The sequence below is a fragment of the Paraburkholderia sp. SARCC-3016 genome, from assembly GCF_031119615.1.
Lineage (GTDB): Bacteria > Pseudomonadota > Gammaproteobacteria > Burkholderiales > Burkholderiaceae > Paraburkholderia.
Genome location: NZ_JAVHZD010000022.1, coordinates 47834 through 73929, shown reverse-complemented (window position 1 = coordinate 73929; position 26096 = coordinate 47834). Strand labels below are relative to the sequence as shown.

The following is a 26096-nucleotide window of genomic DNA, read 5'->3' as shown; positions in this document are numbered from 1 at the left end:
CGCGTAAAGTCAAGCTGAGCGCGCTTCGCTGATCGTGTCACGCAGACGCGTAACCGTTCGTTGGCTGACAAGCCCGAGCATCCCGCTTGTATCTTGGTTGCTGCGGCCACTCAACAGCTGTCGGCGAGCAAAGGTGTTGCGCAGGATGCGCGGACTCATGTCGGGCGCGACGAAGCCGATGCCCTCGAGCGCGTCCTTCACGACGGTGCCGAGAAGGACGTCGTTCATCACGCCACCTTGACCCGGTGCCGGAAAGAGAAGAGCACCATCCGCGGATGGCTGGACGTCCTTCCATCGGCGCAAAGCGGGCAATGCAAACTGCGGTAGCGTTACTCGCCGTTGGTCGCGGGCACCGCGCTTGGGAACATAGACGTTCGGCCTGGCGCCGTCGACGACAACATGGCACGGAAGCGCCTGACGCAACTCGGCCGCCGATATGCCGGCACCCAGAAACAGCGCTACGATGGCGCGGTTTCGAAGTATTCGAGAATTATCCAGCCCTGACGGGGTAGTCCACGCCTGCAGCCGTTCGTCTGCGGCCTGATCGAGGTAAAGAGGTAGTGGCTCGTCTTCGGGCCAACGAGCAAACGCGCTTACGTCAGACGCCGGGTTGCTGGCACGCAGCCCGATGTCGACGAGATGGCGGCATAGCCGGTTCAGCATCTTGGCGTATCGCAAGCGCGTCGACGTCCCGGGCATCGTGCGACTCTCGATCTCGTTGAAAAATGATTCGATCTGCGCGGCGTCGAAGGTGGCCACCGACGCGTGCCGCTCGTGAATATGACGGAGAAAGCGGTCGAACATTGCAGCGTGCTGCACACGCGATCGCGCAGAGAAAGGCCGTCGGTCTGCCCCGACGGCCTCCGTCTCCTGCCAGATTCGATAGGCATCCGACGGGGCAGATAGCCACAAAGAATTCATGTCCATGTGCGCCTTATATACTGAATTTGCGTTGGCCACACCCCCGACGAATCTCCGATTCGTCAAAACCGCCTATAGCGGGATGGGGCATCTGTGACTTGAGTGGCATGGTCCAAACTTTATATCGGGCGCTCAACCTTTTGGCCGCACAAAGAGAGGTGATTTTGTACGGCTTTTGATCCCGAGACGAATTTGCTCCGAGCGCCGCGGACGCATCGCCGCCTTCCTTGAATCAAAGAACCGTCACTCTCGATTCCGCTTGCTGGACTATCATGGCGGCTCAAGGAGGGTCGCCATGTGCACCAGCTACGAAGCGAACCCGAACGACGCGCGTTGGGATACGTTCAGCCTGTTCCCTCGGCCGGACTTCGATTACAAGCCCGAGATCTACAAGGACTATTTCGCGCCCGTCTTTCGTCGCGGCCTCAACGGTTTCGAGACCGTACCCGCGTCGTTCGGCATCGTTCCTCGTCGGCACATCCCGCCGGGCGTGAAGGTGTTCGACACGATGAACGCACGATCCGAAAGTGTCGGGCAGAAGCGCAGCTTCAGCGGCGCGTGGAAGAACCTGCAGCTTTGCCTGATCCCATGCCAGACGTTCTTCGAGCCGAACTACGAGACGGGAAGAGCGGAGCGCTGGAAGATCGGCATGGCGGACGGGGCCCCGCTCGCGATCGCGGGTCTCTGGCGCCAGTGGAAGGAGATCGACGGCTCAGAGACGCTCGCCTTCACGATGCTGACCGTCAATTCGGACGAGCATCCGCTTATGAAGCGGTTTCACAAGCCCGGTGACGAGAAGCGCTCGGTGGTGATCGTGGCGCCGACGGAGTACGGCGATTGGCTGTCGTGCCGATCGATCGACGAGGCCCACTCATTTCTTCAACTCTATCCCGTCGAAGCCATGCACGCCGAGCCGTTTCCGCTGCCGCCGCGCAAACCAAAAACGGTGGCAGCGGAGCAGGATCAGCAGCAGCTGTTGTGACTGGGCGCTGCCGTCCTGCGCCGCCTTGGGTGACCAGATGCACAATCGCATACGTGTTCCTGAACTGGTATCAGCACGGGACAGCCGATATTCACTTCACCGGGATGTGCCTCGTCATACATCCAGGCAGCAGGAATGTCGCAGCGACTGCACATGCCGTACGCTTCGGGGTCTTCAATGACCATGTCAATTTCGTCCATGATCATGTCCCTGACGTATCCGTCGTCACAGTTGTCAAATGGAATCCAGGACTCGTCGACGCGTTGGTGAAGGATCACGATCGCGCGCTCGTGAGCATTGATTGCCACGCGGACGGGAAGGTGCGGGTCGCACGCCCGCGGCGAAGGCCACTTTCCAACGATGAATTTGTCCAATTTCGACTGGCGACTGTGCTTGAAGAAGACCTCAGCCTACGCCGGACCCTCAGCAAGTCAAGCGCAGCCCCGGGACGATTCCAGCCAACGCGTCCTTAGCACGTGGGTCGCGGGCACGAACCGCAGATTACGCGGCTTGTGCGATCGCACCTTCACGAATTAGACGTCCACGTTCCGGTTACCCTGCATGCCTCTCAGCTTCTGGCGCGGCCTATAGACAGCCAGAATGCCTTCGGGCCAGCGGCTTGCCGCTGGCCACTTTTTCCTCGCTTCACGTCTTGTCGCCGCTACCAAGTTCGCTGTGCTTGTGCGAATGCGTCGCACCGTGCACAAGCTCATAGACCGCGCCCTTGCCGGTACGTGTAGGCGGGAAATGTTCGCCCTCGACGCATGTCACTTCGAATGCTGCCTTGCTGTCGCCTTCGTGCACGACCTTATAGATCCCGGATGTTTTCACGATCTCGCCGGGCTTGTGCTGCTCTGCCATAGCTTGTCTCCCTGTCAATCGAACGATAACAAAAAGGGGATTGCAAGCGAGATGCCCGACGTGCTCGGGAAGCGCCTCAACCGTCGCGGTTCAATGTCCGGTAGGCGTTGTAGTGGCGGATTGCCTGTGTCTGCTGGCCCAGTTCTTCATGGATGCGCGCCGCGTTGAAATGCGCGTCCGCGAAGTCGTGTTTCAGTTCAATACTGCGCCGGTATGCGATGAGGGCCTGTTCGAGACGGCCCGAGTCTTCCAGCGCCACGCCGAGATTGAAGTGAAGCAGGTGATGGTCCGGCTTTTCGAGTAGGGCGTTACGCCATACCTCGATAGCGTCGTCGTAGCGGCCGCACTCCGACAGCAGGCATCCAAGGGTCAGGTACGCGTCGACATAGGTGCGGTCCGATTCAATGGCGCGCCGGTAGCCGGCTTCGGCACCGTCCACATCGCCCTCAGCTTCCCTTGCAGCAGCGTCCGCGAATTCGTCGGGCGCGCGGCGCTTTTGAATCCCCGTGACGTTGCCGGTACCGCCGCATGCGGGCGTCGGCTCAAAATCGAGCAGCAACTGGCCAGTATGGGCGTTCCACGGCCCGGCGCGGTCCTGCACGGCCACGTCGGCGCCGACGGCAGTGATCCGGATCGCCGTGAGGTCCTTGTCGGGCGCCCAGGTCGCGCGCAGGTTTTCCAGTGCTCGCACGATCTTGCGCGGCGGGATACCCGCCTTTCTCAACGAATGGGCGGTGCGCAGCATGACGACGTCGCGAAACGAAAACAGCGTCTCCCTGCCGTGGCCGCGCGCCGGCTTCACGAAGCCGCCTGCGACAAGTTGTGTGATCACGGTTCGCGAGACGCCCAGCATCCGCTGCACGTCGCGCATGCGAAAACGTTCTTCGCGGGTCATGCTATTTGCGGGTTCCTGTCTTTCTGGCCGGTACTGGCGCAGCGGGCAATTCCGATGTTGCAGTACGACGTGCCGGCTTGCGCTGCTTCGGCCCTGCCGGCTCGGCGACAGGCGCGGCGGCCTCGGGCTTTTGCTTCATGGCTGCCGTACCTTGTCCCTTCAGGCTGGCCCGCAGGGCCTCGACGAGGTCGATGATCTCCGCGCCCTCAGGCTGCGCGGCGGGCTGCAGGGTGATCTTCTTTCCCGCGATTTTCTGGTCGATCGCGGCGAGCAGTCGCTCCTTTTCCTCGTCCTTAAACTGCGTCGGGTCATACGAATCGACGCGGTACTGCTCGATGAGCTGTTCCGCGAGCTTCAGTTCCGCCGGCTGCACCTCCGGCTTGTCAATGCCGATCGCCGACTGCGCCCGTACCTCGTCGGCGTATAAAAGCTGCTGGAGGATGAGCCCGTCCAGTCCGGCACGCACCTGCGCGACGTTCTGTTTTCCCTTCATGACGAACTTGGCGAGCGCGCAGGTGCCGGTTTCGGTCATCGCCTGGGCGAGTAGCTGGTAGGGCTTCGCGCCGCGCTTGTCAGGGCCGAGATAGTAAGCCTTGTCGAAATAGATCGGATCAATCGCGTCGGCCGGAAGGAAGGCGACAATGTCGATGCTGTGGCTGGCGGTCGCCTCGAATGCCTCGAGCTCGGACGGCTCGAAAACGACGTACTTGTCCTTCTCGAACTCGTATCCTTTGACCGTGTCCGAGCGCTCGATGACGGCCTGATGGGCGGGGCAATAGAGCTGCTGACGCACCCGGGCGCCGCAATCCTTGTGCAGCATGTTGAAAGAGACGGCAGACTTTGATTCGGTCGCCGAGAACATACGGCACGGAATCGACACAAGTCCGAAGCTGATCGTCATCGAAGCAATCGAACGCGGAGCGGCCATGGAATTCTCCCGTTGGTGGCGCTACCGATAGCAGCAATTCCCCGGCCAGCGCGCCTGGCTGGAACAGTCAGTGCGACGCATCTAATTTTCGGGAGGTGTGCGAGGTGGCGCGTAGAGCGAGAGTAACCGAACAGGCGGGCGAGAGCCAGTTGGACAGCCCGCCGGACATTATCCGGCCGCAACTCGCTACGCTGGTCGATCGGCCGCCAGTCGGTCCGAACTGGTCGTACGAAATCAAGTTCGACGGCTACCGCATGCTCTGCCGTATCGACAACGGCGCAGTGACGCTGTTCACGCGCAACGGACACGACTGGACCGAGCGGATGCCCGCGCTCGCTGGCGCACTCGCGGCGCTGCCGGTCCGCCAAGCATGGATCGATGGCGAGGTGGTAGCACTCAATAAGGCGGACATTCCCGACTTCTCTGCCCTTCAGAATGCGTTCGCCCGGCGCCGCACGGCTGGGTTAACGTTTTTCGCGTTCGACATAATGTTCCAGGATGGCCGGGACCTCCGGCAGGTGCGACTTGACGAGCGGCAGGCAGCACTGCGGCAGTTGCTCTCCGGCGTCGACGATGCGCACCTACGGCTTAGCAACACGTTCACACAGGGCGTCGAATCCTTGCTCGATTCCGCCTGCCGGATGGGACTTGAGGGGCTTATCGGCAAACGCGTCGACCGTTCCTATACGGAAGGGCGTTCGCCCGACTGGATCAAGGTCAAGTGCCTCCAACGCCAGGAGTTCGTCGTCGGCGGTATCAGCAGAAGCGCGGGAGCAGCTACAGGATTTCGCTCGTTGTTGCTGGGCGTCTACGAGCGTGATGGCGGTTTCCGCTTCACCGGTTCGGTCAAGGCTACGTTGCGGCCCACGCAAATGCGCGAGTTGCACGCGCGTCTGGAGTCAGTTGACGAGCCGCCGTTCTTTAACCCTCCAAAGCCTGAGCGCGGCCGCACCCTCGTCTGGATGCGGCCACAGTTAGTTGTCGAGGTATCGTTCCTCGAATGGACATCGTCTGGGGAGATCCGGCATGGCGTCCTGAAGGCACTGCGCGAGGACAAGGAGGCGGGCGATGTCCACGAAGAAAAGCCCGTCGCCACGCGAGCGACAAGTAAGCGTACGGGCCCGAGTTCACGCGTTCGCGGACCAACCATTACCAACGCTTCGCGCATCGTTGATCCGTCGACGGGCCTGACAAAAGCGGACGTCGCCCGGTACTTTGATGTTGTCGCCGATTACCTCTTGCCGCACATCAAGGACCGGCCCCTCATGCTCGTGCGCGCGCCTGATGGTATCGATGGCGAGATGTTCTATCAGAAGCACACAGAAGGGAAGCGCCTGAGAGCCGTTACGCAGTTGCCGGAGTCGATGCACCCGGGCCATGCGCCGCTACTGGTGGCAAATACGCGCGAAGCGCTGCTGGAGCTTGCGCAACTCAACACGATCGAGATTCATGCGTGGAATGCGACCGCCCCCGATCTCGATCATCCCGACCGCTTCATTCTCGATCTCGACCCCGATCCGCAACTCGACTGGAGCGTTATGGTCGAGGCCGCAACGCTTACGCGGGTGGTGCTAGACGAACTCGGACTGCAATCGCACTGCAAGACCAGCGGAGGGAAGGGCGTGCACATCATCGTGCCGCTTGCGCCGATCCATACGTGGCAGGAGGTGAAGGGCTTCAGTCACGCGATCGCGCGGCATCTCGCGAAGATCATCCCGCAACGGTTCTCGGCTGTGTCAGGCGCGCGAAACCGAATTGGAAAGGTCTTCGTGGATTACCTGCGAAACGGGAAGGGCGCTACGACAGCGATCGCCTTGTCGCCGCGCGCCAGGCCTGGGCTTCCGGTATCGATGCCGGTCCGGTGGGACGAGTTGCTGGAACTCAGTGGTGCCGCCGACTGGAACGTCGTGACGGGAATCGCAGAAGCCGGGTTGAAGTCAAGCGATAAGCCTAGCGGCACCTTTCAGCAGGAGATCAGCGACAAAATGCGGCGATCTGTTCTCGCTGCCGGTTGACCGTCGGTGCCGGTAGCCGTTACCGAAACTTAACAGTCCTACTGATTCGATAGTGCTCTGGGCGAGCCACGGTTCCAGCCGACCTCGATTCTATGCGCACGTCGGTGAACGACCGTGGTGCTTGAAAGTTGCCGTGTAAGTCGCATCGGGTCGACCGGCCGCAAGAGATCGCGCGCTGTGGATCAATTGTTTCGACGTTCACGTGCAATATGCCGGATTGCATGAGGCGGCGATCGGCCACTTCGAGACGTTGGACAGCATGCCGTGAATTGGCGACAATCCTGAAGTCTGCGAGAGCAAAAAACGTGTTACGCCCGGCGGATATCGTGTCAGGAATTCGACGCCCGCACCGGGCGTACTGCAAGCCATAAGGGTCCGCAATGCTGAATATTTTCGGAAAAGCATCGTCGATCAACGTCCGAAAAGTCCTCTGGACATGTGCCGAGTTGCGCATTCCCTTCGAACGGGAGGACTGGGGCACGGGATTCAGACAAACGGATTCTCCCGAATTCTTATCGTTGAATCCGAATGGTCTTGTACCAGTCATCAAGGATGGCGATTTCGTGCTTTGGGAATCCAACTCGATCATTCGTTATCTCGCTTCGCGCTATGGTGGCGAAGCGCTTTATCCCACCGATTCTATAAAGCGGGCAAGGATCGACCAGTGGTTGGACTGGCAGGCATCGGATTTGAATCGGTCCTGGAGCTATGCTTTCCTCGGCCTCGTCAGGAAATCGTCCGCGCATCAGGCACCGGGCGAGATTTCTGCGTCGCTCGCCGGCTGGGCTCGGCACATGAGTATCCTGGAAAGTCAACTTAACGCGACGGGCGCGTTTGTCGCCGGCGAGCACTTCAGCCTCGCCGACATTCCTATCGGATTGTCCGTGAATCGCTGGTTCAGCACTCCTTTTGAGCATCCCCGCTTCGCCGCCGTTTCAAACTATTTCGACCGCCTTGCTAATCGCACCGGCTTCGCAGCGTACTGCAAAAATGGAACACCATGATTAAAGAGTGGTTCCCTTAGTTGACGTGCCCGAAGCGTCCGCTTCGGAGAAAGATCTTGGACCGTTTAGGGTCGATTACGTGCATTCGACGGTGACGGTCTTACCACCGCCCCTTCCGATTCTTTTCGCCGCGAGGGTCATCTCGGGCGCCAGATTCGCGGCCCGACGAGTGGCGTCACGCGCCAGAACTCGCCGTCTCGCGATGCGGTCGCATAGGGCGTGCGAAACGCTCCGAGTTTGACCAAAGTCGAGCCGCTCATGCTGGTGCGCTGGAAGCCCATGTTGATGAGGGCTTCGGTGCAATAGCGGCGGCGGAGAGTGGCGTAGATTTTCGGTTGTCGTCGACGCATAAGTGAGGTCTGCTGTGAAGGTTGAGACAACCCCCTGTTTTACAGCGGACCGCAGCGTGTCAACGTCGCGACGCGTGTTCTCGCACGCTCGCGCGTGCAGTCGGGCGGCCGGTAGCTCACTCTGTGAGCCACTCGCGCATACGTACCTGCATGCATTTACCACTGGGGGGATGACACAGCATGACGCGCAGCGACGCATATCAGGAGGGATTCAGCAGCACCGCGAGTGCGGGGCATGGCAGGACAACCCCTTTACGCCGAGGACGCCAATGGTCCGACTGGCGCGATGGGTGGCGAGATGCCGAAGGGGAGCGCGAGGACAGCAAGGCTCGCGAGTGCCCCGATGATGGTGTTTCTTGATTTTGACGGGGTGCTGCGTAGTTCCTCGCCGGCAACAGTATTCAAATTTCGGTCATGTCAACATTCATTTGGAATCGAACGAAGAGCGGCAACGATGGGCATCTTGCAGCTATCAAGAAGAATCTCTCTGTCGCCCAGTTCATCTCGATATGCTCAGGCCATCTGAAACACAACGGCGTCAAAGCAATTGCTAAAGAATTGCGACAGGCCATCGCGCGCGGATCGCGCGTGGTTTTCTATTCCAACGACATGCATACGCAGCAGGAAGCCGCCGACGAACTGGCCGCGCTCGGTGCCGAGCACATCGTCGTTGACAATGAAAAAACGTATCTTCACACGAAGCTTTACTACTTCGAGGTCGGTGATCGGTACGCTGCTATCGTTGGCTCCGCAAACATCACCAAAGGCGCGCTCACGTCGAACGAGGAATTTTCCTACGCCCCCACCGGGGTCAAAGGTGACCCTCAGCATCAACAGATTGCTGCGTATCTGGAACATTTGGATAGCACGTGCCGACGGTGTGAGGCTAAAAGGATCGACGACAATGGAAACCCGATACCGCTTGTTTATCGATGACCTCCGCGACCCCGTTGCGTCTGACTGGGTAATCGCCCGCACGTCCGTCGAAGCCATAACGATTTTAGAAACTCGTGGCTGCCCGTTCGAAATCTCCTTCGACCACGACCTTGGTGGCGAAGACACCGCAATGGCGGTGGTCAAGAAGCTCGTCGATATGGATCTGGATGCCAATGGTCGGTTCATCCCCGCCGACTTCATCTACTCCGTACACAGCGCGAATCCCATCGGCAAGCGCAACGTTGAAGGTCTGCTGGGGCAATATCTGCACCAGCGTGACATTCCTGGTTGAGTGACCCGCCTTCATCGTAGATCGGGCCAGCGCCAAGAAGCTCGTCTTCGTGTCCGGCAACGATGCCGTCTAGGCCGAACCGTCACGCATGCATGCAGCGTGTGTCGTTGCATAGCGACAGTGCAGGCAGCCTCCGGCATCCTGATAACTCTCAGGGCCGCCGCGGTCGCAATACCCACTATTGCCACCCAGCGCCAGCGGTTTCGGTCTTCCAGATGTCTTCTGATCTATTCACGACGCTCGTGTGCGATAAACTTCTCTTTCACCCGCAAGAACACGTGCAATGCGGCCAGAAGCAACAGAAGAGGCACGCCGGTAGGCACCGTTGTCAACGCGAGCCAAAACGAAACGCCGCCGACATAAAGTTGGTGGCTGATATCAACGCCCAATAATCTACAAGGTGACGGGCCACCTTCGCTAAGCCTGCAATGCAAAGAAGCGGCAATCACATTTGTGAGCAGTACGCTGGCTATTGGCCACACTGTCCAGGCAAACGCGATGCTGTAAAGGATTAGAAAAATGCGATTACGCATGTCGGTCGCCCTTCATTTTCCGATCGATCATGCACGCATGCGATCCCGTACACTTGGGAAGGTGACCTGATCGGCACTCCACCGCGCAATGCCTGCCAGTCGGGCAGAGGCGACGCTGCCGCGCCGTGCATCTCGTAGCTCGCCTGTGCACCTGTATTCGCCTGACAGCGACAGCGTTTCCATCGGTGCCCTCGTATGCATCGAGCGGCGTCGGATAACACCAGGTCTCGTCGTACTCGACCCTGCGAGCACCTGGAACAAAACAATTCGCTCAGTCGGGCTGCGTGCTGATTCGCACCTGGCTGCACAGCGCTTAGCACTGGAAAGGTGGTCACTCGGCGCCGGCGTCGTACAGCTCAACTCTTTCGACGCATTTTACGACGCCGTCTAGCAATGTCCGAAGTGCCCCAATCTTTTTTGGCGTTTTCGAGAAGAAAGTCGACCATCGCTCGCGTTTTCGCCGGCAGATATGCGCGACTCGGATACAGCAACCAGGCCGCACCGTCAAAATCGGCCGGCACGACCTCATGACCTGGCAGCACTTCCACCAGCCGTCCTGCCGCGATCTCATCTGCGACGAGCCACGCCGGCATCAACGCAGGGCCGACGCCCGCAATCGCCAGTTCCCGCTGTGCGAGACCGTTCGAAACCGTCGCGGCTGACGTCGCTGCCACATAGTGTACATGGCCAGAACGATCAGTCACACGCCATTGGGACTGGGGGTTTGGCAACCCGAACAGGACGCAGGGATGTGAGTCCAAGTCGTCGGGCGAATTGATTGCGCCTTTCTGCCTCAGATAATCGGGAGTCGCGCATATCCGGTAACGGGTATCGAACCACTTGACGCGCACGAGGTCGTTGCCCATGCGCGAACTCAGCCTCACGGCCAGATCAATGCGCTCGGCCACCATGTCGACATTCGCATCAGCCAGCAACAGTTCAAGGCGGATATCCGGGTAGCGGGCGAGGAACTCAGGCAGAAGCGGTACCACGCACGATTGACCGAAGGCTACCGACGCGGTCAGGCGTAACGTTCCCTTTGGCTGCTTCCCGAACTCCCGAACGGCATCGCTGGCCGAATCAAGTTCTTCAAGTAGCCGCGATACGTGCGACAGATACGCGTCGCCTGCCTCCGTGACCACGACACGGCGCGTCGAGCGCTGAAACAGCCGGACGCCCAGTTCGCGCTCTGCACCCTGCACGATGCGGGAAATGGATGACGGGTCGACGTTGCGTTGCCTCGCCACTGTAGAAAAAGCCCCATGGCGGGCCACCTCCAGAAGAATGCGAAGATGTTCATGTTTCATTGATGACAAATCTGCACAGCCACGATGTCGGCATTATCGTTTATCGACGGAACGACCGCCCTTACGATTCCAACCATTCCGACGCGTCGCGACCACCTATCAGGCGACGGTCGTTCTCAAGGGCACATCATGAACGCACAACCATCGAAAATAGCACTTGTCACTGGCGGCTCGCGCGGCATCGGCCGCGCCGCTTCATATGAACTTGCTCGCCTGGGCTATGTCGTCGCCGTGCACTACCGCGCCGACGCGGCTGCAGCGGAGCAAACGGTCGCGGGCGTGCGTGAGCGCGGCTCGGACGGCTTCGCGCTGCAAGCCGATCTCGCCGCGCCGAACGGAGTCGAGAAACTCTTTGGGGAGTTTGACCGGGTCATGAGCCAGCGTAGACAACCAGCAAGACTCGATCTGCTCGTGAACAGCGCCGGCGTGGCGGACGGCGGCTCGCTCGAAGCGACATCGCCTGACCTGTTCGATCGTCAGTTTGCGATAAACGTAAAAGCGGTGTTCTTCTCTACCCAGAACGCCATCAAACGCATGACATCGGGTGGCCGCATCATCAACCTGTCGACCGTGGTATCCAGTCGGGTGCTGGAGCTCGATGGCAAGCTAAATGCGCTTTCCGCCTACGCCGCGTCGAAGGCGGCCATCGATGCGCTGACGCGCCATTGGGCCGCCGAACTCGGGCCGCGGGGCATCAACGTGAACGCCGTTGCGCCCGGGCCTGTTGACACTGACATGAATGCCGCCTGGTTGCGTACCGACGAGGGACAGGCAATGATGACCGCAGCCAGTCCGCTCGGTCGGGTCGGCACCGCTGAAGACGTCGCTGGAGTAATCGCCTTTCTTGCCAGTCCCGCATCGCAGTGGACCACCGGTCAGGTTGTCGATGCGAGCGGCGGGTATCGCCTCTGACCAGCCGCGCACCGGACGGACGCGGGCGACTGCCGAAAGGCCTGTCTGTCCGTGTTAAGACTTAACCGCTAAAACGGGTTACTGCAATGAATGACTTATCGAACCGCGAGTACGGCTTCGACACAGCCGCTGTCCGTTCGGGCACGAAACGCACTGGATTTAACGAGCACTCTGAAGCGCTGTTTCTGACATCGAGCTTCTGCTTCGAAAGCGCCGCAGAGATGGCCGAGCGCTTCAAACATTCCGAGAACTACTTTACCTACTCGCGTTTCACAAATCCGACCGTCACGATGTTCCAGGAGCGACTGGCTGCGCTCGAAGGCGGCGAAGCGTGCATCGCGACCGCGTCAGGCATGAGCGCTATCCTCTCCGTCGTGATGGCCACCCTGCAAGCCGGTGATCACATTGTCAGTTCGCGCGCGATCTTTGGCTCGACGCTTGGCATGTTTTCCCAGATCTTAGGCCGCTTCGGCATTACGACAACGTATGTCGATCCGGTTGACCTCGACGCATGGAGAACGGCTGTACGTCCGGAAACGAAGATGTTTTTTGTTGAAACGCCGTCGAACCCTCTGACAGAACTCTGCGATATCGAAGCCGTCGGCGAAATCGCGCGATCCGTGGGTGCGCTGTATGTCGTGGACAACACATTTTGCAGCCCGGCCGTGCAGCGGCCATTGCAACATGGCGCTGACGTGGTGATGCATTCAGCCACAAAACTGATAGACGGGCAGGGGCGCGTGCTTGGCGGGGCGCTTATCGGCACGCGGCAGTTCCTCATGGAAAAGGTCTTTCCGTTCGTGCGCACAGCGGGCCCATCGCTGTCTGCATTCAATGCCTGGATCTTTCTAAAGGGTCTGGAAACCCTGTCACTGCGCGCGGAACGCCATTCGGCGAACGCTTTGGCGGTCGCGCGATGGCTTGAGGGTCACGCGGCGGTCAAGCGCGTCTACTATCCCGGTCTCGAGTCACATCCGCAATACGAGCTGGCACGACGCCAGCAATATTCTGGCGGTTCCGTGCTCGCATTCGAGGTCTTTGGCGATACACCCGAGCAGCAACGCGACAACGCCTGGCGAGTCGTCGATGCTACCAGGCTCTGCTCCATTACGGCCAATGTTGGCGACACACGCACGACCATCACGCATCCGGCTACAACGACACATGGTCGTATAACGCCGGAGGCTCGCGCGCAGGCCCGCATAACAGAAGCGCTGTTGCGCATCGCTGTTGGTTTGGAAGATCCATGCGATATCCGTGAGGACCTGAATCGAGGACTGCCGACATGACGCTTCCGCTTACTCCGCGCGAAGCGGCTCGTCTGGCCGATCAGGCCGAGGCACTCGCCTACGCCGATTTTTTCGCGGCTGCACCAACGGAGTTGCGGCGCCGACTGCGTCTAAGTATCGAACAGATCGCGGACGCTACCTTGCTGCTCGCCCCCGGGTTGCCGATCACGATATTGAACCGCGCGATCGGACTCGGACTGCAACATGACGCTCGCGTCGAAGACGTCCGGAACATTGCCGCGCGATTTCGTGACGCAGGCTGCCAGGCATGGCAACTGTTGTGGAGTCCGCTCGCACGCCCGCAAAATCTGCTTTCGGTTCTTTCCGCGCAAGGTCTGGATTTTCACCCGGTCAGCAATTGGGCGAAGATGGTTCGAGGCGCCGACGCGCCGCCTGAAATCGCCAGTACATTGAGTGCAGCGCCTGCATCAGCCCATGACGCCGAAAAGGCCGCCAGCGTCATCACCGAAGCGTTCGGCCTCCCGCCATATGTCGCCGACTGGTTCCTGCAGTTGCATGGTCGTCCTGGCTGGAAGCTTTATTCGGTGAAAGACGGCGATGCAGTTGTTGGCGGTGGGTCGCTATTTGTAGCCGGAGAACTGGCGTGGCTCGGCATGGGCGGCGTCGCGACATCGCATCGTCGCCGCGGTGGCCAGGGAGTCTTGATAGCGCGTCGTATCGAAGGCGCGATCGGCCTGTCAGCACGTTATATCTTCACGGAAACCGGGGAACCCGTCGACAACGAGCCGAGTCCCTCGCTCAATAACATGAAGCGCTGCGGCTTCAGGAAGATCCTCTCGCGGTTAAACCTCGTGGGCTCTGACCACCTGATGCCGTCCTCCAACGGGGCGGAAAAAGGCTAGTGCGAATTCCTGTCCTGAGCGTTCGGTTGTATAAAAACCCGCTCGCCTTCGGTGTCGGCCAGTAGGCGTGCGCGCCGTACGCACTTAGCATCGGACGGCTCAAGATCGAATTCAACGTCGCGCGCGTCCTGGATTTTTTCCGGGTCCGCGCTGTTCCGATGAGCCGCTTTTAACTTCGTTCATAAGCCTTTTTCCTATTGTGTATCCCGAAGATCGGCAAGTGACGCTTCCAGCGTGTCTGCCGCATCGGTATGTAGTGCCGCCGTCGATTGATCCAGTTTGCCACGCTCGGTCGATCGCCGAGAAGACGATCGGCACGAAGTCATGACTTTCGAATGATACAGGCCGGTCGTCGTTGGGGTAGGACAGGGCGGCTGGCGCGCAGATCATCTGCAGCAGGTGGTTGCTGAACCGTCCCTCCGCGCGGACCTCGGACAACACCTCTTCTTCAATCTGGTGGATCAGCTTCCACGTGAGGACGCCTTTCGAGCGATGCCGCGCAACGACATCAAGTCGGAGGCCAAGCGGTCTTAGGAAGACAAAACATTCTACCAACTCCTTGGCTCACAGAACGACATGGCTACGATCCTTCCTAAGGAACGACATGGCTACGATCCGACTTCGATAAATGTGTCACTACGCGTCGCCAGCACTCCACGAGAACCGCGACGGCTTGCCGGGCAAGCGCTTGATCTGCGCGAAATAAAAATGTCACCCGCGAGGCGGTTCACCACCAAATCGTCCGGCAACCGGCAGAGTGCGGCCATTTGCGGTCACCGGTTCTTGCATTTTAACCGTCATTCGCGCGTCGGCTTTGCATCGGACTGCGGACATTGCCCATCTAGCGCGTTCAAAGTCTCGTTGCGCTCCTGTGACGACAGCGCTAGAACGACAATCACCGGGTCAAGCGACGTCATCCGATAGACGCGCGTTAATCCAGAGCCGCTCGTGTTTCACGAAGAATCTCTTCTGACAGTTCCGGGTCATCAACCGCGCGAGCCAGAATGAGGGCTCCGACGATGCTTGAAAGCGTATGAATCGCATCGCGACGAGCATTCTTCTTTTTTGTCATTGCACGAGGCTCAGTGAAGCCTTTGAGCATGCCTTCGACATGTTGTGTGAAGGCGGGTTGAGCCGCGGGTTCACGCGCAATCTCGCTAGCCAATCCTGCCATCATGCATCCGTTGCCCCTGTCGTCGCGGTGTTGTTCGGTGAGATATCCGTCGACGTATTTAGTCTTCGACTCACCGCGAGCCGCGCCTTCCCGCATGGACTCGAGAGCCTTGGCCGATGTGTCTTCGATGCTCTTCGCGATCAAATCTTCTTTTGACTCGAAGTGATGGTAGAAGGCGCCGTGTGTGAGGCCGGTCGCTTTCATGATTTCGCTGAGGCTGACCCCGGAAAATCCGTGTTCGCGAAACATAATAGATGCCTGTTCCAGGATGCGGGCATGCTTCTCGGCCGTCTCTTCTGGTGGGTAGCGCATAGGTCCTCCGAAAGCTGCACAAAAATGAGTTGACGGGAAGCAGTATAGCCATCATGCTTCGCAAACGAAAGCATGATGATCATCATGTTTGATGGCTGCATTTCAAGCTTCGCGCGTTCCGCGCATGTATTCGCCCCATAACATGATGATCGTACTGCTTAGGCGCGCGGGCACGACATGCAAGTTTTGGCCGCATTTCCTTAGTCTCTGGAGGTCTATATGAAGAAGTTTCTCGTCACAGGTTCCACTGGCTCGACAGGCGTTCCTACCGTACGCCTCCTGCTGGAAAACGGTCACACGGTTACGGCTTTCGTTCGCCGTGAAGATAGCCGTTCCGATGTACTGAAGGAACTGGGCGCGGAAATCGTGACCGGTGACATGCTGAAGATCGAAGATGTCCGTCGCGCGATGAAGGGTGTTGACGGCGTCTACTTCTGCTACCCACTGACACAAGGTGCGGTGGAGGCTACGGCGATTCTTGCCCAGGCCGCAAGCGAGCACAGCGTGAAGCAGATCGTGTACATGTCGCAACGACAGTCGCGCCCTCACGCACGCAGCCCGGCAACGATGAGTCACTGGCTTTCCGAGCAGATCCTCAACCGCTCGGGCATTCCGGCGGCCCATCTTCGAGTCAACTTCTTTGCCGAATGGATGTTATACGCAGCCGCCGAAATCCGCGCTGGCCGCTACCTGACACCGTTCGATCCGGAGAGCCGCTTCGTGCCCATTGCCGCAGTTGATATCGCGCGAGTGGTTGTAAAGATTCTTGAGAATCCCGAAGCGTTCGGTAGTGTAGTAATTCCGGTCACAGGTTCGGTCGAAGTCAGCCACATCGAACTCACGGGCATTCTCGCGAAGACGCTCGGAAAGGAGATTCGCTTCGAGCAGGTGTCGCCGGACGAGTTTGTAAAGACCCTTGGCATGGACGGCGATCCTTCATTTGCGGCCCATTTCAAGGCGGTCAAGATCGATCAGCAGGAGCAACTGCTTGCGGGCGTCGACAAAAGCGCGGCGGAGATCGTCGGTCGGCCTCTGATGACGCCCGAACAGTTCATCGAAGAGCATCGCTATCTCTTGGCGTAAATGTTCACCGCTGTCAGACGACTCGGGTGACTGCTGTACCGTAGTGAGACGAGCAAGCGTGTCTGTGGGAGGAGGATTCCGTCATTTTCGGCAGGACATCTTCCCGGATCGGACTACCGGGCTCCAAGGTGTAGAGCGAACCACTGGACGGGTCGCGCAAACATGACGAGAGGCTGACGCGTCGATGCCCGTTCGAAACCGGAAAGCGGTCGTTGCGGGCTTGCTGCCTCGAATGACGCCAAAGGGTCGTACTGGGCCTTTCGAAGCGCTCGACACCGGCCATTCAGAGTCGCGAGCCGCCGCAGAGATTGCGCGAAAACACGGCTGGCAAGATAACCGTGTTTTATCGCGACAGTAGCGTTTTCAGCCGCAACCGACTTCAGGCGATTCGCGCCTCCGCTTCGCTGACCGCTCGTCCGCTAACGGGCGATTTCTTCCTGCCGCATCAATAGTATGGCGCGCGAGGTGATCTTCGCGATGCGAATTGACAGATTTAGTGCGGACATAGGCGAGTTGATGCTTTCATTGCGTTCCGATGGGAACATAAAAGTGTCAATGCGCTCGCGCGTGCCGCACCGCTGCTGTGCCAAGGTGTTGACAGAATCAATTCGGCCTACGAACCGCATGGACTGCGATCAATCTAAAAATCTGCTAGTCAAGAACCCGTTGCCACGACCATGGCGACTCCGCGCAGTCGTCGCCACGCCCATTAAACGAGGCCGAAATGCTCGCGTAGACCGCTTTAATTCTGTCAACGTTACGGCAATAATTGTGTCAATTCGCGTCCTCGCTCCCACGGCAAGGCATAAGGACTTGCGTGGCGTGGGTTTCGCGGGTGCGAAATAAATCTGTCAACGACCGGGCCGTTGCTGGTTAGGCGACCCCTAGGGGCGATCCACAAGCGCAAGCTGATGCTCAATTCCTAGCGTTTTTCCCCGCCAGTTTTCCCGACTTCAGGCGTTCGCAAACGCCAGACTCCAGGCAGGCAGACAAGCATTCCCGCATGCGCTCCTATCGCCTGGCAGCAAAAATGCGCATCTCTGTCTGGCCGTCCACGTCCATCAGCGGGAGATACGCGCGGTGTGTCGCGGGATCCACAGCCACGACGTGTGCGTTTGGACCGGCATCGCCTTCCCCTACTTTGGCTACGACGCCGGCTTTGACCCGAAACAGCGAGAGTACCCCCGCTTCGCCGGCGACATACAACAGATGGAGGCCCTGGTCATAAGCAAGGACGTCCGGACCGCCCCCCAGATGAAACGACGAGACGGGACGCATTGTGCGCATGTCGAGGGCGAGAAGTGTGTCATTGCCCTGGCAGGCCAGGAACGCGAGTCTGTCGTCCGGATCGATGAGAAGCCCATGGTTGCGCCGGGCGCCCGGCACATTGACGAGTGCCACGATCCTGTCCGTTGCCGGGTCGATTTCGGCCAACAGGCCACGCGTCTGCACGTTCACAAAAATATGCTTCGAGACGGGATCATACTGGGTGTTGCCCACTTCTCCGCCGAGCGGGATCGTTGCAACCGGTGTATTGGACCGTACGTCGACGACCATCAATGCGCCTGCACTTTGATCCGATACGTAGAGCTTGTGCGCTTCCGGCGCATATGCCATGCCGTTCGGAAATGCGCCTGTCGGCAGTCGCGCGGTTATGGCAAGCGTCGCCATATCGATGGCGACGACTTCCCTTGTTCCCGTCGCTGTCGCATAGACCCGGCCCAGTTCCGGAATGGCGAGCACGCCATGCACCGACGCTACATTCCCGACGCGCCCGACTACCCGGGAAGTCTGCGTGTCAAAGGCGATGACGTGGCTATCCCCAAGGTGAGCGACAAATAACAGGTGACGGGTGGGATCGAAGCTTTCGTAATCGAACCGTGTGGTGTCTCCGCCGAGCGGCACATCCGCGATGTGTTGCAAGGAAAGCGATAACGGCATATCGGAGACGTGTGTCGGTGTCAGGTAACCGGTTGCCTCGCTCGCTGAAGCGCGCGGGACCATATGTACAAGAATACCTGCAATGGCAGCCAGAACGAGAAGAACGAGGTACCAGAAGACCGGGCGGCGCATGCGCCAACGTTGCAAGACTTTCATGAAACCCTCCCGCGACACGACTGCCGCGCGTAGCGCATAAACGCACTGATCCCGGCGCTATTGCGGCCGGGCACTATGCCATGCGTCGTTGAGCCCGTCGGCGGCATGATCGCCGGGTCGCTTGTCCATCAGCCCGCGATACAATGGCTTGCCATCGAACGTCCACTGCCGTTTTCCGCTCGCGGTTGTGACCAGCCCCAACTGTCCGGCAGGTGAGTCGGCCGGCTCGGCAAGCGCTGGCGGAAAGTTTCTTGCGCAGTCGCCTTCGCACGCTTTTGAGTCAGGCAGCGCACCGCCGCTGAAGACATACAGGGTCATCCCTTGCCCGTCGACCAGCATGCCCTCGTCGCCAATGTGCGGCTGCGCGGCAGAAGCGCTGGTGGCAACAAGCAATGCTGCGATCCCAGCAAACCTTTTCATGAAAGCCTCCTTTTCATCGTCACTGCAAGGGTCCGGCATACAGGCGGCGCTTCATCGGGGATCCATGACCCGCAACACCGGACGCCCGTCGACGCTTTTCAGCGGAAAGTAGGCCCGATGCGTGGTCGTATCGACATTCACCACGTGCGCGTTTGGCCCTACCTTGCCGTCGCCTAGCTTCAATACCCGGGACCCGGCAATGCTGAACATCGAGACAACGCCCTTTTCGCCGGCCACATACACCATGTTTGTCCCGGGATCGAAGGCGAGCACGTCCGGATCGCCGCCTACGTCAAATGACGCCGCTACCTTCATCGTGCGCATATCGAGTACCAGCAGGTGGTCGTTGTCTTCGCAGGCGACGAACGCGAGGCGTGACTGCGGCACGATAAGCAGCCCATGATTGCCTCGCGCGCCCGGCAGGTCGATCCGGGTAACGATTGCATCGGTAGCCGGATCGATTTCGACCAGTTGGCTTTGCGTTTGCACGTTGACGAAGATGTGCCGCGACACCGGGTCGTACTGGCTGTTGCCGACCTCGCCACCGAGCGGAATGGTTGCAACACGGCGGTTCGTCGATACATCGATCACGGTTTCGGTCGCTCCCCTCTCGTCAGAAACATAGAGCTTGTGCGCATCGGGCGCGTACGCCATACCGTCCGGATAGTCGCCCGCTGGCATGCGGGCGACTTCCTTCAGGCTCTGTTCGTCGATGGCGACAATCTCGTTTGTTCCGGTGGCCGATGCGTAGACGCGGGACAACCCGGGCACGACCAGCACGCCGTGCACCGCGGCGATTCCCGGTATCCGGGTAACGACACGGGACGCGAGTGTGTCGAACACGACGACTTCACTGTCACCCAGATGCGCGATGAACAGCAGATGGCGGTCAGCGTCGTAACTTTCGTAGTCGAAACGGGACGTACGGCCCGGCAACGGAATGTCAGCGACGTGCTTAAGTGGCAGATTGCCGACCTCCGGTTGATCCGCGGCTTTCGCAGCGCAACCGGCACTGAGCACAGTGGCGATCGCGGCCGTGCACACAGCGTTGAGCAGTCGTCCAATGAGAGTCTGTCTTATGTGATTCATGATGAACCTCCGTCAGGCTTGACGTGACGGAATGCGAAAAGTAATGCAAGGTCGTAGGCAATCTTGAGCGCGCCGCATGCGACCAGCGGTGCGCCGAGCCAGCCGATACCCAGCAGTGCGCCCGCAAGCGTCGGGGCAACCGCGGCCGCAAGGCTACGCGGCACAGCGGTAAAGCTCGCCGCAGCCGGCCGCTCGGATGGCGTAACGACCGCCATCACATAAGCGCTTCGGGTCGGCACATCGAGCTGTGACAGCGCACTACGCAGCAGCAGCAGCAGCAGCGTGAGGGGCAACGAAGCCGTGAATGCCGCCGCGATCAGGCAGACACTCGATGGAATGTGCGTGAATACCATCGTGTTGAGCAATCCGATCCGCCGTGCAATGGGTGCTGCGGCGAGCTGGGAGCCTGCGCTGAGCAGTCCCGCCCAGAAGAAGAACTGTCCAGCCGCAGCAAGCGGAAGCCCGAAGCGCTGGATCAGCCACAGCGTCAGCAGCGAGTTGACAAGCAGGCCACCGGCAAATGCGTCCACACTGAAAAGCAGCGCGAGGCGGGTGACGATTGCGCGCGACGGGCCGAGCGGCGCGCGGACCGTCGCGGCCTGTGCTTCGCGCTTCGGCAAACGCAGGTATAGCAGGCAGACAACGACACCCGTCAGCGCGTAGCAGACGAACATCGCGCGCATGGTGGAGAGGGGCGAAACGCTGGAATGTAGTGCGACCCAGTCCGGCAGGCCGGCCAGCAATGCGCCCAATGCGGCCGACAATGCGCCGACGAGACTGTAGCGCGCAAAGAGCGCGGTACGGGCTTCCGATTGAGCCGATTCTGCCAGGCGTGCGTGCTCAAGCGGCAGGAACACGCTCACGTCGCCCGAGCTCGGATTGAGCGTGCCGACGAAGGCAACTACTAGCAGCGGCCACAACGACGACAGGCTGGCGAACGCAAGGCCGGTGGCTGTCATCAGGCTCGCCGCAGCGAGGAGCAGTGCGCGCAGCGGATAGCGGTTACCCAGCATGCCCACGAGTATCGTCGCTATCGCCGATCCTACTAATGTTGCCGTACTGATGAGACCAACAGTCAGTTGCGCGAAACCGAGCGCCAGCAGATAGGCAGGCAGCAACACGGCGACAAAGCCGTCGCACACGCCGCGCAGGCTCCGCGCGGCCAGCAGCAGCCAGGCGCTGCGGTCAATGCCCGCCGGCAGGAACGGCGTAGAAAGTGGCGCTCGAGCAGGCATCATCGCTGGTGGTCAGTGATCGGACCCGGTCTTGCACCACGCGTACAGCGCGTCATACAGAACCAGCCCATAACGCAGCTGCTCGTGGTCGTCTGCGAAGGTGCGCGACATCCCGATGGAGATTCCGTAGAGTCCCGCAGACTCCGGCGCCAGATCCAGCCGCGCTGTGTCGGCGCCGCGCACGATCCGCGCAACACGGTGCAAGGCGCGGTCGGCCAGCCGGTACTTCCGCACGAATGCATCGAAACTGCACAGCTCGCCGTGATGACCCAGTTCGACATCGGGCACGTCGTAGGGTGTCGCCTGCCGTTCGGCCGCGACGCGCATGACGTCGTCGCGCGGCACGTACAGGAACTCCGCGTCGCGGTCGATGAAGCGAAGAATCAGCCAGGGGCAGGCAATACGGTCGACCTTTGGACGCTCACGCGTGATCCATTTCATGACGTTGCCCCTTGACGGACACGATTTATCGATTGATCGGTCGCCTTCTCCGCCTGGACAAACAGCGCATCGAATCGCGCGTTCACCTTCTGCCAGTTCACGTTCTGCATGAACGCGTCAACATAGGCGCCGGCCTTTGCGCCAAAGTCGATGTGGTATGAATGCTCATACATGTCCAGCGCCAGAATGGGCACACCGTCAGCCAGCGTATGCGCGTGATCGGATGCCCACTGATTGCAAAGCTTGCCGAGTCGCGGCGACCAGCTCAGCAGCACCCAGCCTGAGCCGCCGCCAAGTGCCTTGCCCATCGCAGCAAATTCCGCGTGCCAGCGATCAACGCTGCCAAAGTCGCGCACGAGCGCTGCCTCGAGCGGACCGCTCGCCGATTCCCTGGCGCCCAGCGAATCAAAGTAGATTTCATGCAGGATCATCGAATTCATCGCGATCAGCTCCTCGCGCTTCAGCCCGTTAAGCACGAAGACAGGCGCGCTGCTCGCGTCGATTTCCGCAAGCTGCGTTGTGATGGCGTTCAACCGTTTCACCGCGCCGCCGTAGTTGTTCTCGTAGTGACTGACGATGAGCTTTTCGGACAGGCCGGTAAGCCCGGCTGGATCGCAGGCCAGGGGCCGCATCTCCCAGTTCATGACTGCCTCCGGTTGCAAACAGTAAGTGGATCTCTTTTCAACGCCTGAGGTGGGGACTTGCGAGTGCCTTGAGCCTCGTGGCCAGCCAGTAGTCCACCGACCACCGGCCGCTGCCTGTTCCCAGCAGATCATTGAGCAGCAGCGCGGTGGCGAGATACAGCGCACCATATGCCCAGTTGCCGTGCGGCACGACGATGCCAGCCGTCACGTCCCGCAGCGAGGGGAACGAACCCGCGGCATTCGCAAGCGCTCTCAGGGCGAAGATGACCACCGCCGGAGCGGCGGTCACCCTGATGCCCAGCCCGACGATGAAACTGATACCGGCCATGATCTCAATCAGGCGCGGCAGTGTGCCGAGGATCATGCCCAGCCATACGGGTTGCACGACTGGCTGGGTTGCCGCGAGCAGATGCTGGATACCGCCGTCCAGCGGAAAGAGGAGCAGCATCCCGAACGTCAGGCGCGTCGGCACAACCCATTGCGCACGCGTGGTGTTGACGATGGCGAGCAACCTGGATCGTGCCGACTGTCTCACGGTGCTACTCCTCTTTTCCCTTTTTCGGCGTGTCTCACGCGGTTCTGCGCGAAGGCGTCGCCGCCTGCAGCCTGAGCGCCGCGTTGTCCCAGTTGATGATGCTGAACAGCTGGTTGACGTACTCGTTGCGCCGGTTCTGGTACTTCAGGTAGTAGGCGTGCTCGAAGACGTCAAGGATCAGTACCGGCTGGATGCCCCATGCCGTGAGTTTCTGATGGTTCTCGCACTGCAGGATCATCAGCTTGCCCGTCGCGGGGTGATAGCCGACGACGCCCCATCCTGACGCTTCAGTAGCGATCGTTGCCGCGACGAGTTGCGCCTTGAATTTCGCGTATGAACCGAAATCCTTGTCAATCGCCTTTGCAAGGTCGCCCTTCGGTTCGCCGCCCTTGCCCGAGATGCTCGTCCAGTAGACCGTGTGCAGGATGTGGCTCGAGAGCTGGAAAGCGAGTTCCTTCTCGTAGAACTTGACCAGCGAGAAATCGTTGGTGTCCCGCGCCTTCGCCAGTGCTTCTTCAGCCTTGTTCGCCGCCGCTACCGCCGGCTTGTGGTGAAAGTTGTAGTGCAGTTCAACCGTACGCGCATCGATGACCGGTTCGAGTGCGTCGTAGGCGAACGGCAGCGGCGCCGCGACATATTTGCCGTCAGCATCGACGAGCTTATCAACGTGGCCAGGGCCTTCGGCCGCGAGCACCGTCTTTGTCTGGGCCAGCATTACCCCGGCGCCAACTGCCGCCGTGTTTTGCAGAAAGGTACGACGTGTTGCCATTTTGCATTCCTCAAGGTTTTCTCGCACACCTCCGGTCACAGGGCGTGCAGGTGGACAAGCGGATAGACAGCAAGACCAATCAGGGCAGCCGCCACCACAATGACGGGCTCCTGAAGCTTTTTGAAACGCCATAACAGCAATACCGTTGCGAGCGCGATCAACGCCGTCGGCCAGTCGATAACCGAACGTCTCGCAATGACGATCACCGAACCCGTAATGGCACCGACCGCCGCAGCGGTAATGCCGTCGACGAACGCCTTGACGGCAGGCAGCCGGCCATATTTCTTGAAGTACGGCGCAGGCAGCACCGTGAACAGATAGCAGGGCAGGAAAGTGGCGGCTGCAGCCACACACGCACCCGCAAACCCGGCGACCAGGTAACCGATGAAGCCCACCGTGATGACAACCGGCCCGGGTGTGATCATGGCGACGGCGACTGCATCAACGAACTGCTTGTCGTTGAGCCAGTGATGCTCGGTCACCACCCCGCCGTACAGGAACGGCACGATCGCGAGGCCCGAGCCGAACACGAATGCCCCCGCCTTTGCGAAAAATACGCCCAGCTGGCTGAGTAATGACAGATCGAGGCCGCTGAGCATGCCGCTCAAAACAGGTGCCTGCGCGATCGCGACGGCGTTGACTCCGCCTCTGCCCAACCATTTCGGCGGTGCTCTGCGGAACCAGTTCGCCAGACCGCCCGCAATGAACAGCCACGCGATCTCCGATTCGGTGACGACGGTCACGACTGCAAGCGTGAGGAAGATAAGCCACAGCAGCTGGTCCGAGCCAATCGTCTTTGTGGTCAGCTTGTACGCGCTCATGGCGATGATGCCGACCACGGCCGCGCCGACGCCATAGAAGACCGCCTGCATCCAGGAGAGCCCGCCAAAGTGCGCGTAGGCCCAGCCGAGCGCGACGACCATCACAAACGACGGCAGCACAAACGCAAGTCCCGCGATCGTTGCGCCGACGATCCGGTAATGCACATACCCGAGATAGATGCCGAGCTGTGCGGCAAGCGGGCCAGGCATCATCTGCGCGAGCGCCAGCCCTTCGCGATAGTCTTCTTCGGTGATCCAGCCGCGCTGCTCGACCAGGTCGCGACGCATGTAACCAACCAGCGCCACGGGTCCACCAAACCCGAAGGTGCCGAGCCTGAGCATGTAAAGCACCATCTGGCCGAGCGTGTAGCCGGGCGAGGTTGCGGTGGCCGTGCTCATGAGCGGTCTCCCTTGTCACTTTTCTTTTCAGTTGCCATGAAGTGCGTGTACATCGAATCGAGGACGCGGCCCATCTCGTCGAGCAGCTGGTCGTCGTCAGGCGCGCGCTCGCGGGCGCCGGCCATGATGGCTTCAAAACCGGTCGCCTCCGGCACAGGCGCACCGCCCACATCGAGCGCATGGACCATCACGCCGAGCCTAACCAGTGCCGGGTCCTTATCGAGGCCGAAGCTCGCAAGCAGCACTTCAAACGTGACGCGCTCACCCACATGAGTGAAGGCCGCGCCATCAAAATCGAAGCCAAGTGCGTCGGCCGGGCAGGCGTCAGGTGAAGTCAGCCAGATGAAGCGCGCGTCGCGGTCGATAAAGCGGCGGATGAGCCAGGCGCTTGCGACGCGGTCGACCCACATGCGCCGCCGTGTTGCCCAAATGCGGCCCTGAAAGTCCTTTATCGAAAGCGAACGGATTGCACGGTCAGCTGGGTGCGGCTCACCCGGCGACAGCACCGTGTCGATGTGAGCGATGAAATCCTGCCAGGCCACCTCGGCACGCGTGGCCGCTTCTCCCGGGAAATAGTCGATCGCGACGATTGCCTCGTAGTCTTTGCGCAGCCGGCGCTGCAGTTTCGTCAGCTCCGCCGCGGACTGGCCGGATACCGTCTTTCGGGCGTCGGCGAGTGCGTGGATGAAACTGGCGTACTCATCGGCACGGTCGAAAAGGGACCGGAATTCGGCGTCCTGCGATGCGTCAAGGCTTGGGGCGCGCAGCAGATGGGCCGTGCCACCGTTCTCGGCAATGGCCACAGCCAGCTCGCGCAGCATGGCTTCCCGTTCCTCGGTGTAAGGCAAGAGATAGATGCCGTCACGAAGCACCGCGCAGCCTCTGGCTTTCAGTGCGCGCCAGAAGCGCATGCGCGCCGTCGCGTTCTCTGTCGGAAGCGTCAGGACAAGCAGCGACCAGGTCAAAGGTATTTGCATGTAGATGATGCT

At 60.1% G+C, this 26096-nt stretch carries 27 protein-coding genes; 9 read left to right on the top strand and 18 right to left on the bottom strand.

Going from position 1 to position 26096, the window contains the following annotated elements:
* Positions 1–9 precede the first annotated feature (9 nt).
* The gene (locus QYH69_RS21915; protein ID WP_308833883.1) at positions 10–804 is read right to left on the bottom strand and encodes a site-specific integrase; all 795 of its coding nucleotides are present in this window, start codon (positions 802–804) and stop codon (positions 10–12) included.
* 412 nt (positions 805–1216) lie between these two features.
* Between QYH69_RS21915 and QYH69_RS21910 the strand changes: the two genes are divergently transcribed.
* Positions 1217–1903 carry an SOS response-associated peptidase gene (locus QYH69_RS21910; protein ID WP_374992470.1) on the top strand — a complete coding sequence of 229 codons (687 nt, stop codon included), beginning with the start codon at positions 1217–1219 and terminating at the stop codon, positions 1901–1903.
* A gap of 645 nt (positions 1904–2548) precedes the next feature.
* On the opposite strand, the gene QYH69_RS21905 is transcribed toward QYH69_RS21910, so the two are convergent.
* From QYH69_RS21905 to QYH69_RS21895, 3 genes are all read right to left on the bottom strand, one after another.
* Positions 2549–2764, bottom strand: a complete 216-nt coding sequence (locus tag QYH69_RS21905) for a hypothetical protein (protein ID WP_028370917.1) — start codon at positions 2762–2764, stop codon at positions 2549–2551.
* Positions 2765–2840: 76 nt separating this feature from the next.
* Complete coding sequence (locus QYH69_RS21900) at positions 2841–3659, bottom strand: tetratricopeptide repeat protein (RefSeq protein ID WP_308833881.1); 819 nt, start codon at positions 3657–3659, stop codon at positions 2841–2843.
* 1 nt (position 3660) lies between these two features.
* Positions 3661–4587 carry a Ku protein gene (locus QYH69_RS21895; protein ID WP_308833880.1) on the bottom strand — a complete coding sequence of 309 codons (927 nt, stop codon included), beginning with the start codon at positions 4585–4587 and terminating at the stop codon, positions 3661–3663.
* 149 nt (positions 4588–4736) lie between these two features.
* Between QYH69_RS21895 and ligD the strand changes: the two genes are divergently transcribed.
* From ligD to QYH69_RS21875, 4 genes are all read left to right on the top strand, one after another.
* Positions 4737–6602, top strand: a complete 1866-nt coding sequence (ligD, locus tag QYH69_RS21890) for a DNA ligase D (RefSeq protein WP_308833879.1) — start codon at positions 4737–4739, stop codon at positions 6600–6602.
* Positions 6603–6982: 380 nt separating this feature from the next.
* Positions 6983–7606 (top strand): glutathione S-transferase, encoded by a 624-nt coding sequence (locus QYH69_RS21885; RefSeq protein WP_308833878.1) that lies wholly within the window; start codon positions 6983–6985, stop codon positions 7604–7606.
* Between the two features lie 764 nt (positions 7607–8370).
* On the top strand, positions 8371–8892 hold the full coding sequence (locus tag QYH69_RS21880) for a phospholipase D-like domain-containing protein (RefSeq protein ID WP_308833877.1): 522 nt from the start codon (positions 8371–8373) through the stop codon (positions 8890–8892).
* A complete protein-coding gene (locus QYH69_RS21875) occupies positions 8861–9184 on the top strand; it encodes a cyclic-phosphate processing receiver domain-containing protein (RefSeq protein WP_308833876.1) in 324 nt (107 codons plus the stop codon). The genes QYH69_RS21880 and QYH69_RS21875 overlap by 32 nt, the downstream gene beginning before the upstream one ends.
* Before the next feature lie 227 nt (positions 9185–9411).
* Here QYH69_RS21875 and QYH69_RS21870 read toward each other — a convergent pair whose 3' ends face one another.
* Entirely contained in the window at positions 9412–9717 is a 306-nt protein-coding gene (locus tag QYH69_RS21870; RefSeq protein ID WP_308833875.1) for a hypothetical protein, read from the bottom strand.
* A gap of 356 nt (positions 9718–10073) precedes the next feature.
* Complete coding sequence (locus QYH69_RS21865) at positions 10074–11024, bottom strand: LysR substrate-binding domain-containing protein (RefSeq protein WP_308833874.1); 951 nt, start codon at positions 11022–11024, stop codon at positions 10074–10076.
* A 24-nt stretch (positions 11025–11048) separates the two neighbouring features.
* On the opposite strand from QYH69_RS21865, the gene QYH69_RS21860 reads away from it, so the two are divergent.
* The 3 genes from QYH69_RS21860 (at position 11049) to QYH69_RS21850 (ending at position 14088) form a co-directional block, all read left to right on the top strand.
* Positions 11049–11936: an SDR family oxidoreductase gene (locus tag QYH69_RS21860; RefSeq protein ID WP_308833873.1), complete on the top strand. Its 888-nt coding sequence runs from the start codon at positions 11049–11051 to the stop codon at positions 11934–11936.
* A gap of 86 nt (positions 11937–12022) precedes the next feature.
* A complete protein-coding gene (locus QYH69_RS21855; RefSeq protein ID WP_308833872.1) occupies positions 12023–13225 on the top strand; it encodes an O-succinylhomoserine sulfhydrylase in 1203 nt (400 codons plus the stop codon).
* Positions 13222–14088, top strand: a complete 867-nt coding sequence (locus QYH69_RS21850) for a hypothetical protein (RefSeq protein WP_308833871.1) — start codon at positions 13222–13224, stop codon at positions 14086–14088. Before QYH69_RS21855 ends, QYH69_RS21850 begins: the two co-directional genes overlap by 4 nt.
* 111 nt (positions 14089–14199) lie before the next feature.
* Here the strand turns inward: QYH69_RS21850 and QYH69_RS21845 are convergent, their stop codons facing one another.
* Together QYH69_RS21845 and QYH69_RS21840 are read right to left on the bottom strand one after the other, a co-directional pair.
* Entirely contained in the window at positions 14200–14643 is a 444-nt protein-coding gene (locus QYH69_RS21845; RefSeq protein ID WP_308833870.1) for a DUF2471 family protein, read from the bottom strand.
* A gap of 376 nt (positions 14644–15019) precedes the next feature.
* Positions 15020–15574, bottom strand: coding sequence for a helix-turn-helix domain-containing protein (locus QYH69_RS21840; protein WP_308833869.1), 555 nt, complete (start codon positions 15572–15574; stop codon positions 15020–15022).
* A gap of 219 nt (positions 15575–15793) precedes the next feature.
* On the opposite strand from QYH69_RS21840, the gene QYH69_RS21835 reads away from it, so the two are divergent.
* Positions 15794–16657, top strand: a complete 864-nt coding sequence (locus QYH69_RS21835; RefSeq protein WP_308833868.1) for an NmrA family NAD(P)-binding protein — start codon at positions 15794–15796, stop codon at positions 16655–16657.
* Between the two features lie 1011 nt (positions 16658–17668).
* On the opposite strand, the gene QYH69_RS21830 is transcribed toward QYH69_RS21835, so the two are convergent.
* From QYH69_RS21830 to QYH69_RS21785, 10 genes are read right to left on the bottom strand one after another with little or no spacing between them, the layout of a single operon-like run.
* Entirely contained in the window at positions 17669–18754 is a 1086-nt protein-coding gene (locus QYH69_RS21830; protein WP_308833867.1) for a YncE family protein, read from the bottom strand.
* 57 nt (positions 18755–18811) lie between these two features.
* Positions 18812–19174, bottom strand: coding sequence for a transcriptional regulator (locus QYH69_RS21825; RefSeq protein ID WP_308833866.1), 363 nt, complete (start codon positions 19172–19174; stop codon positions 18812–18814).
* 51 nt (positions 19175–19225) lie between these two features.
* A complete protein-coding gene (locus tag QYH69_RS21820) occupies positions 19226–20263 on the bottom strand; it encodes a YncE family protein (protein ID WP_308833865.1) in 1038 nt (345 codons plus the stop codon).
* Complete coding sequence (locus QYH69_RS21815; protein ID WP_308833864.1) at positions 20260–21501, bottom strand: MFS transporter; 1242 nt, start codon at positions 21499–21501, stop codon at positions 20260–20262. Before QYH69_RS21815 ends, QYH69_RS21820 begins: the two co-directional genes overlap by 4 nt.
* A gap of 9 nt (positions 21502–21510) precedes the next feature.
* On the bottom strand, positions 21511–21939 hold the full coding sequence (locus QYH69_RS21810) for a chromate resistance protein ChrB domain-containing protein (protein ID WP_308833863.1): 429 nt from the start codon (positions 21937–21939) through the stop codon (positions 21511–21513).
* A complete protein-coding gene (locus QYH69_RS21805; RefSeq protein ID WP_308833862.1) occupies positions 21936–22583 on the bottom strand; it encodes a Fe-Mn family superoxide dismutase in 648 nt (215 codons plus the stop codon). Before QYH69_RS21805 ends, QYH69_RS21810 begins: the two co-directional genes overlap by 4 nt.
* 37 nt (positions 22584–22620) lie before the next feature.
* Complete coding sequence (locus tag QYH69_RS21800) at positions 22621–23094, bottom strand: hypothetical protein (RefSeq protein WP_308833861.1); 474 nt, start codon at positions 23092–23094, stop codon at positions 22621–22623.
* A gap of 58 nt (positions 23095–23152) precedes the next feature.
* Entirely contained in the window at positions 23153–23887 is a 735-nt protein-coding gene (locus QYH69_RS21795) for a superoxide dismutase (RefSeq protein WP_308833860.1), read from the bottom strand.
* Between the two features lie 35 nt (positions 23888–23922).
* Complete coding sequence (locus QYH69_RS21790; protein ID WP_308833859.1) at positions 23923–25107, bottom strand: chromate transporter; 1185 nt, start codon at positions 25105–25107, stop codon at positions 23923–23925.
* Positions 25104–26084, bottom strand: a complete 981-nt coding sequence (locus tag QYH69_RS21785; protein ID WP_308833858.1) for a chromate resistance protein ChrB domain-containing protein — start codon at positions 26082–26084, stop codon at positions 25104–25106. The genes QYH69_RS21790 and QYH69_RS21785 overlap by 4 nt, the downstream gene beginning before the upstream one ends.
* Positions 26085–26096: the final 12 nt, after the last annotated feature.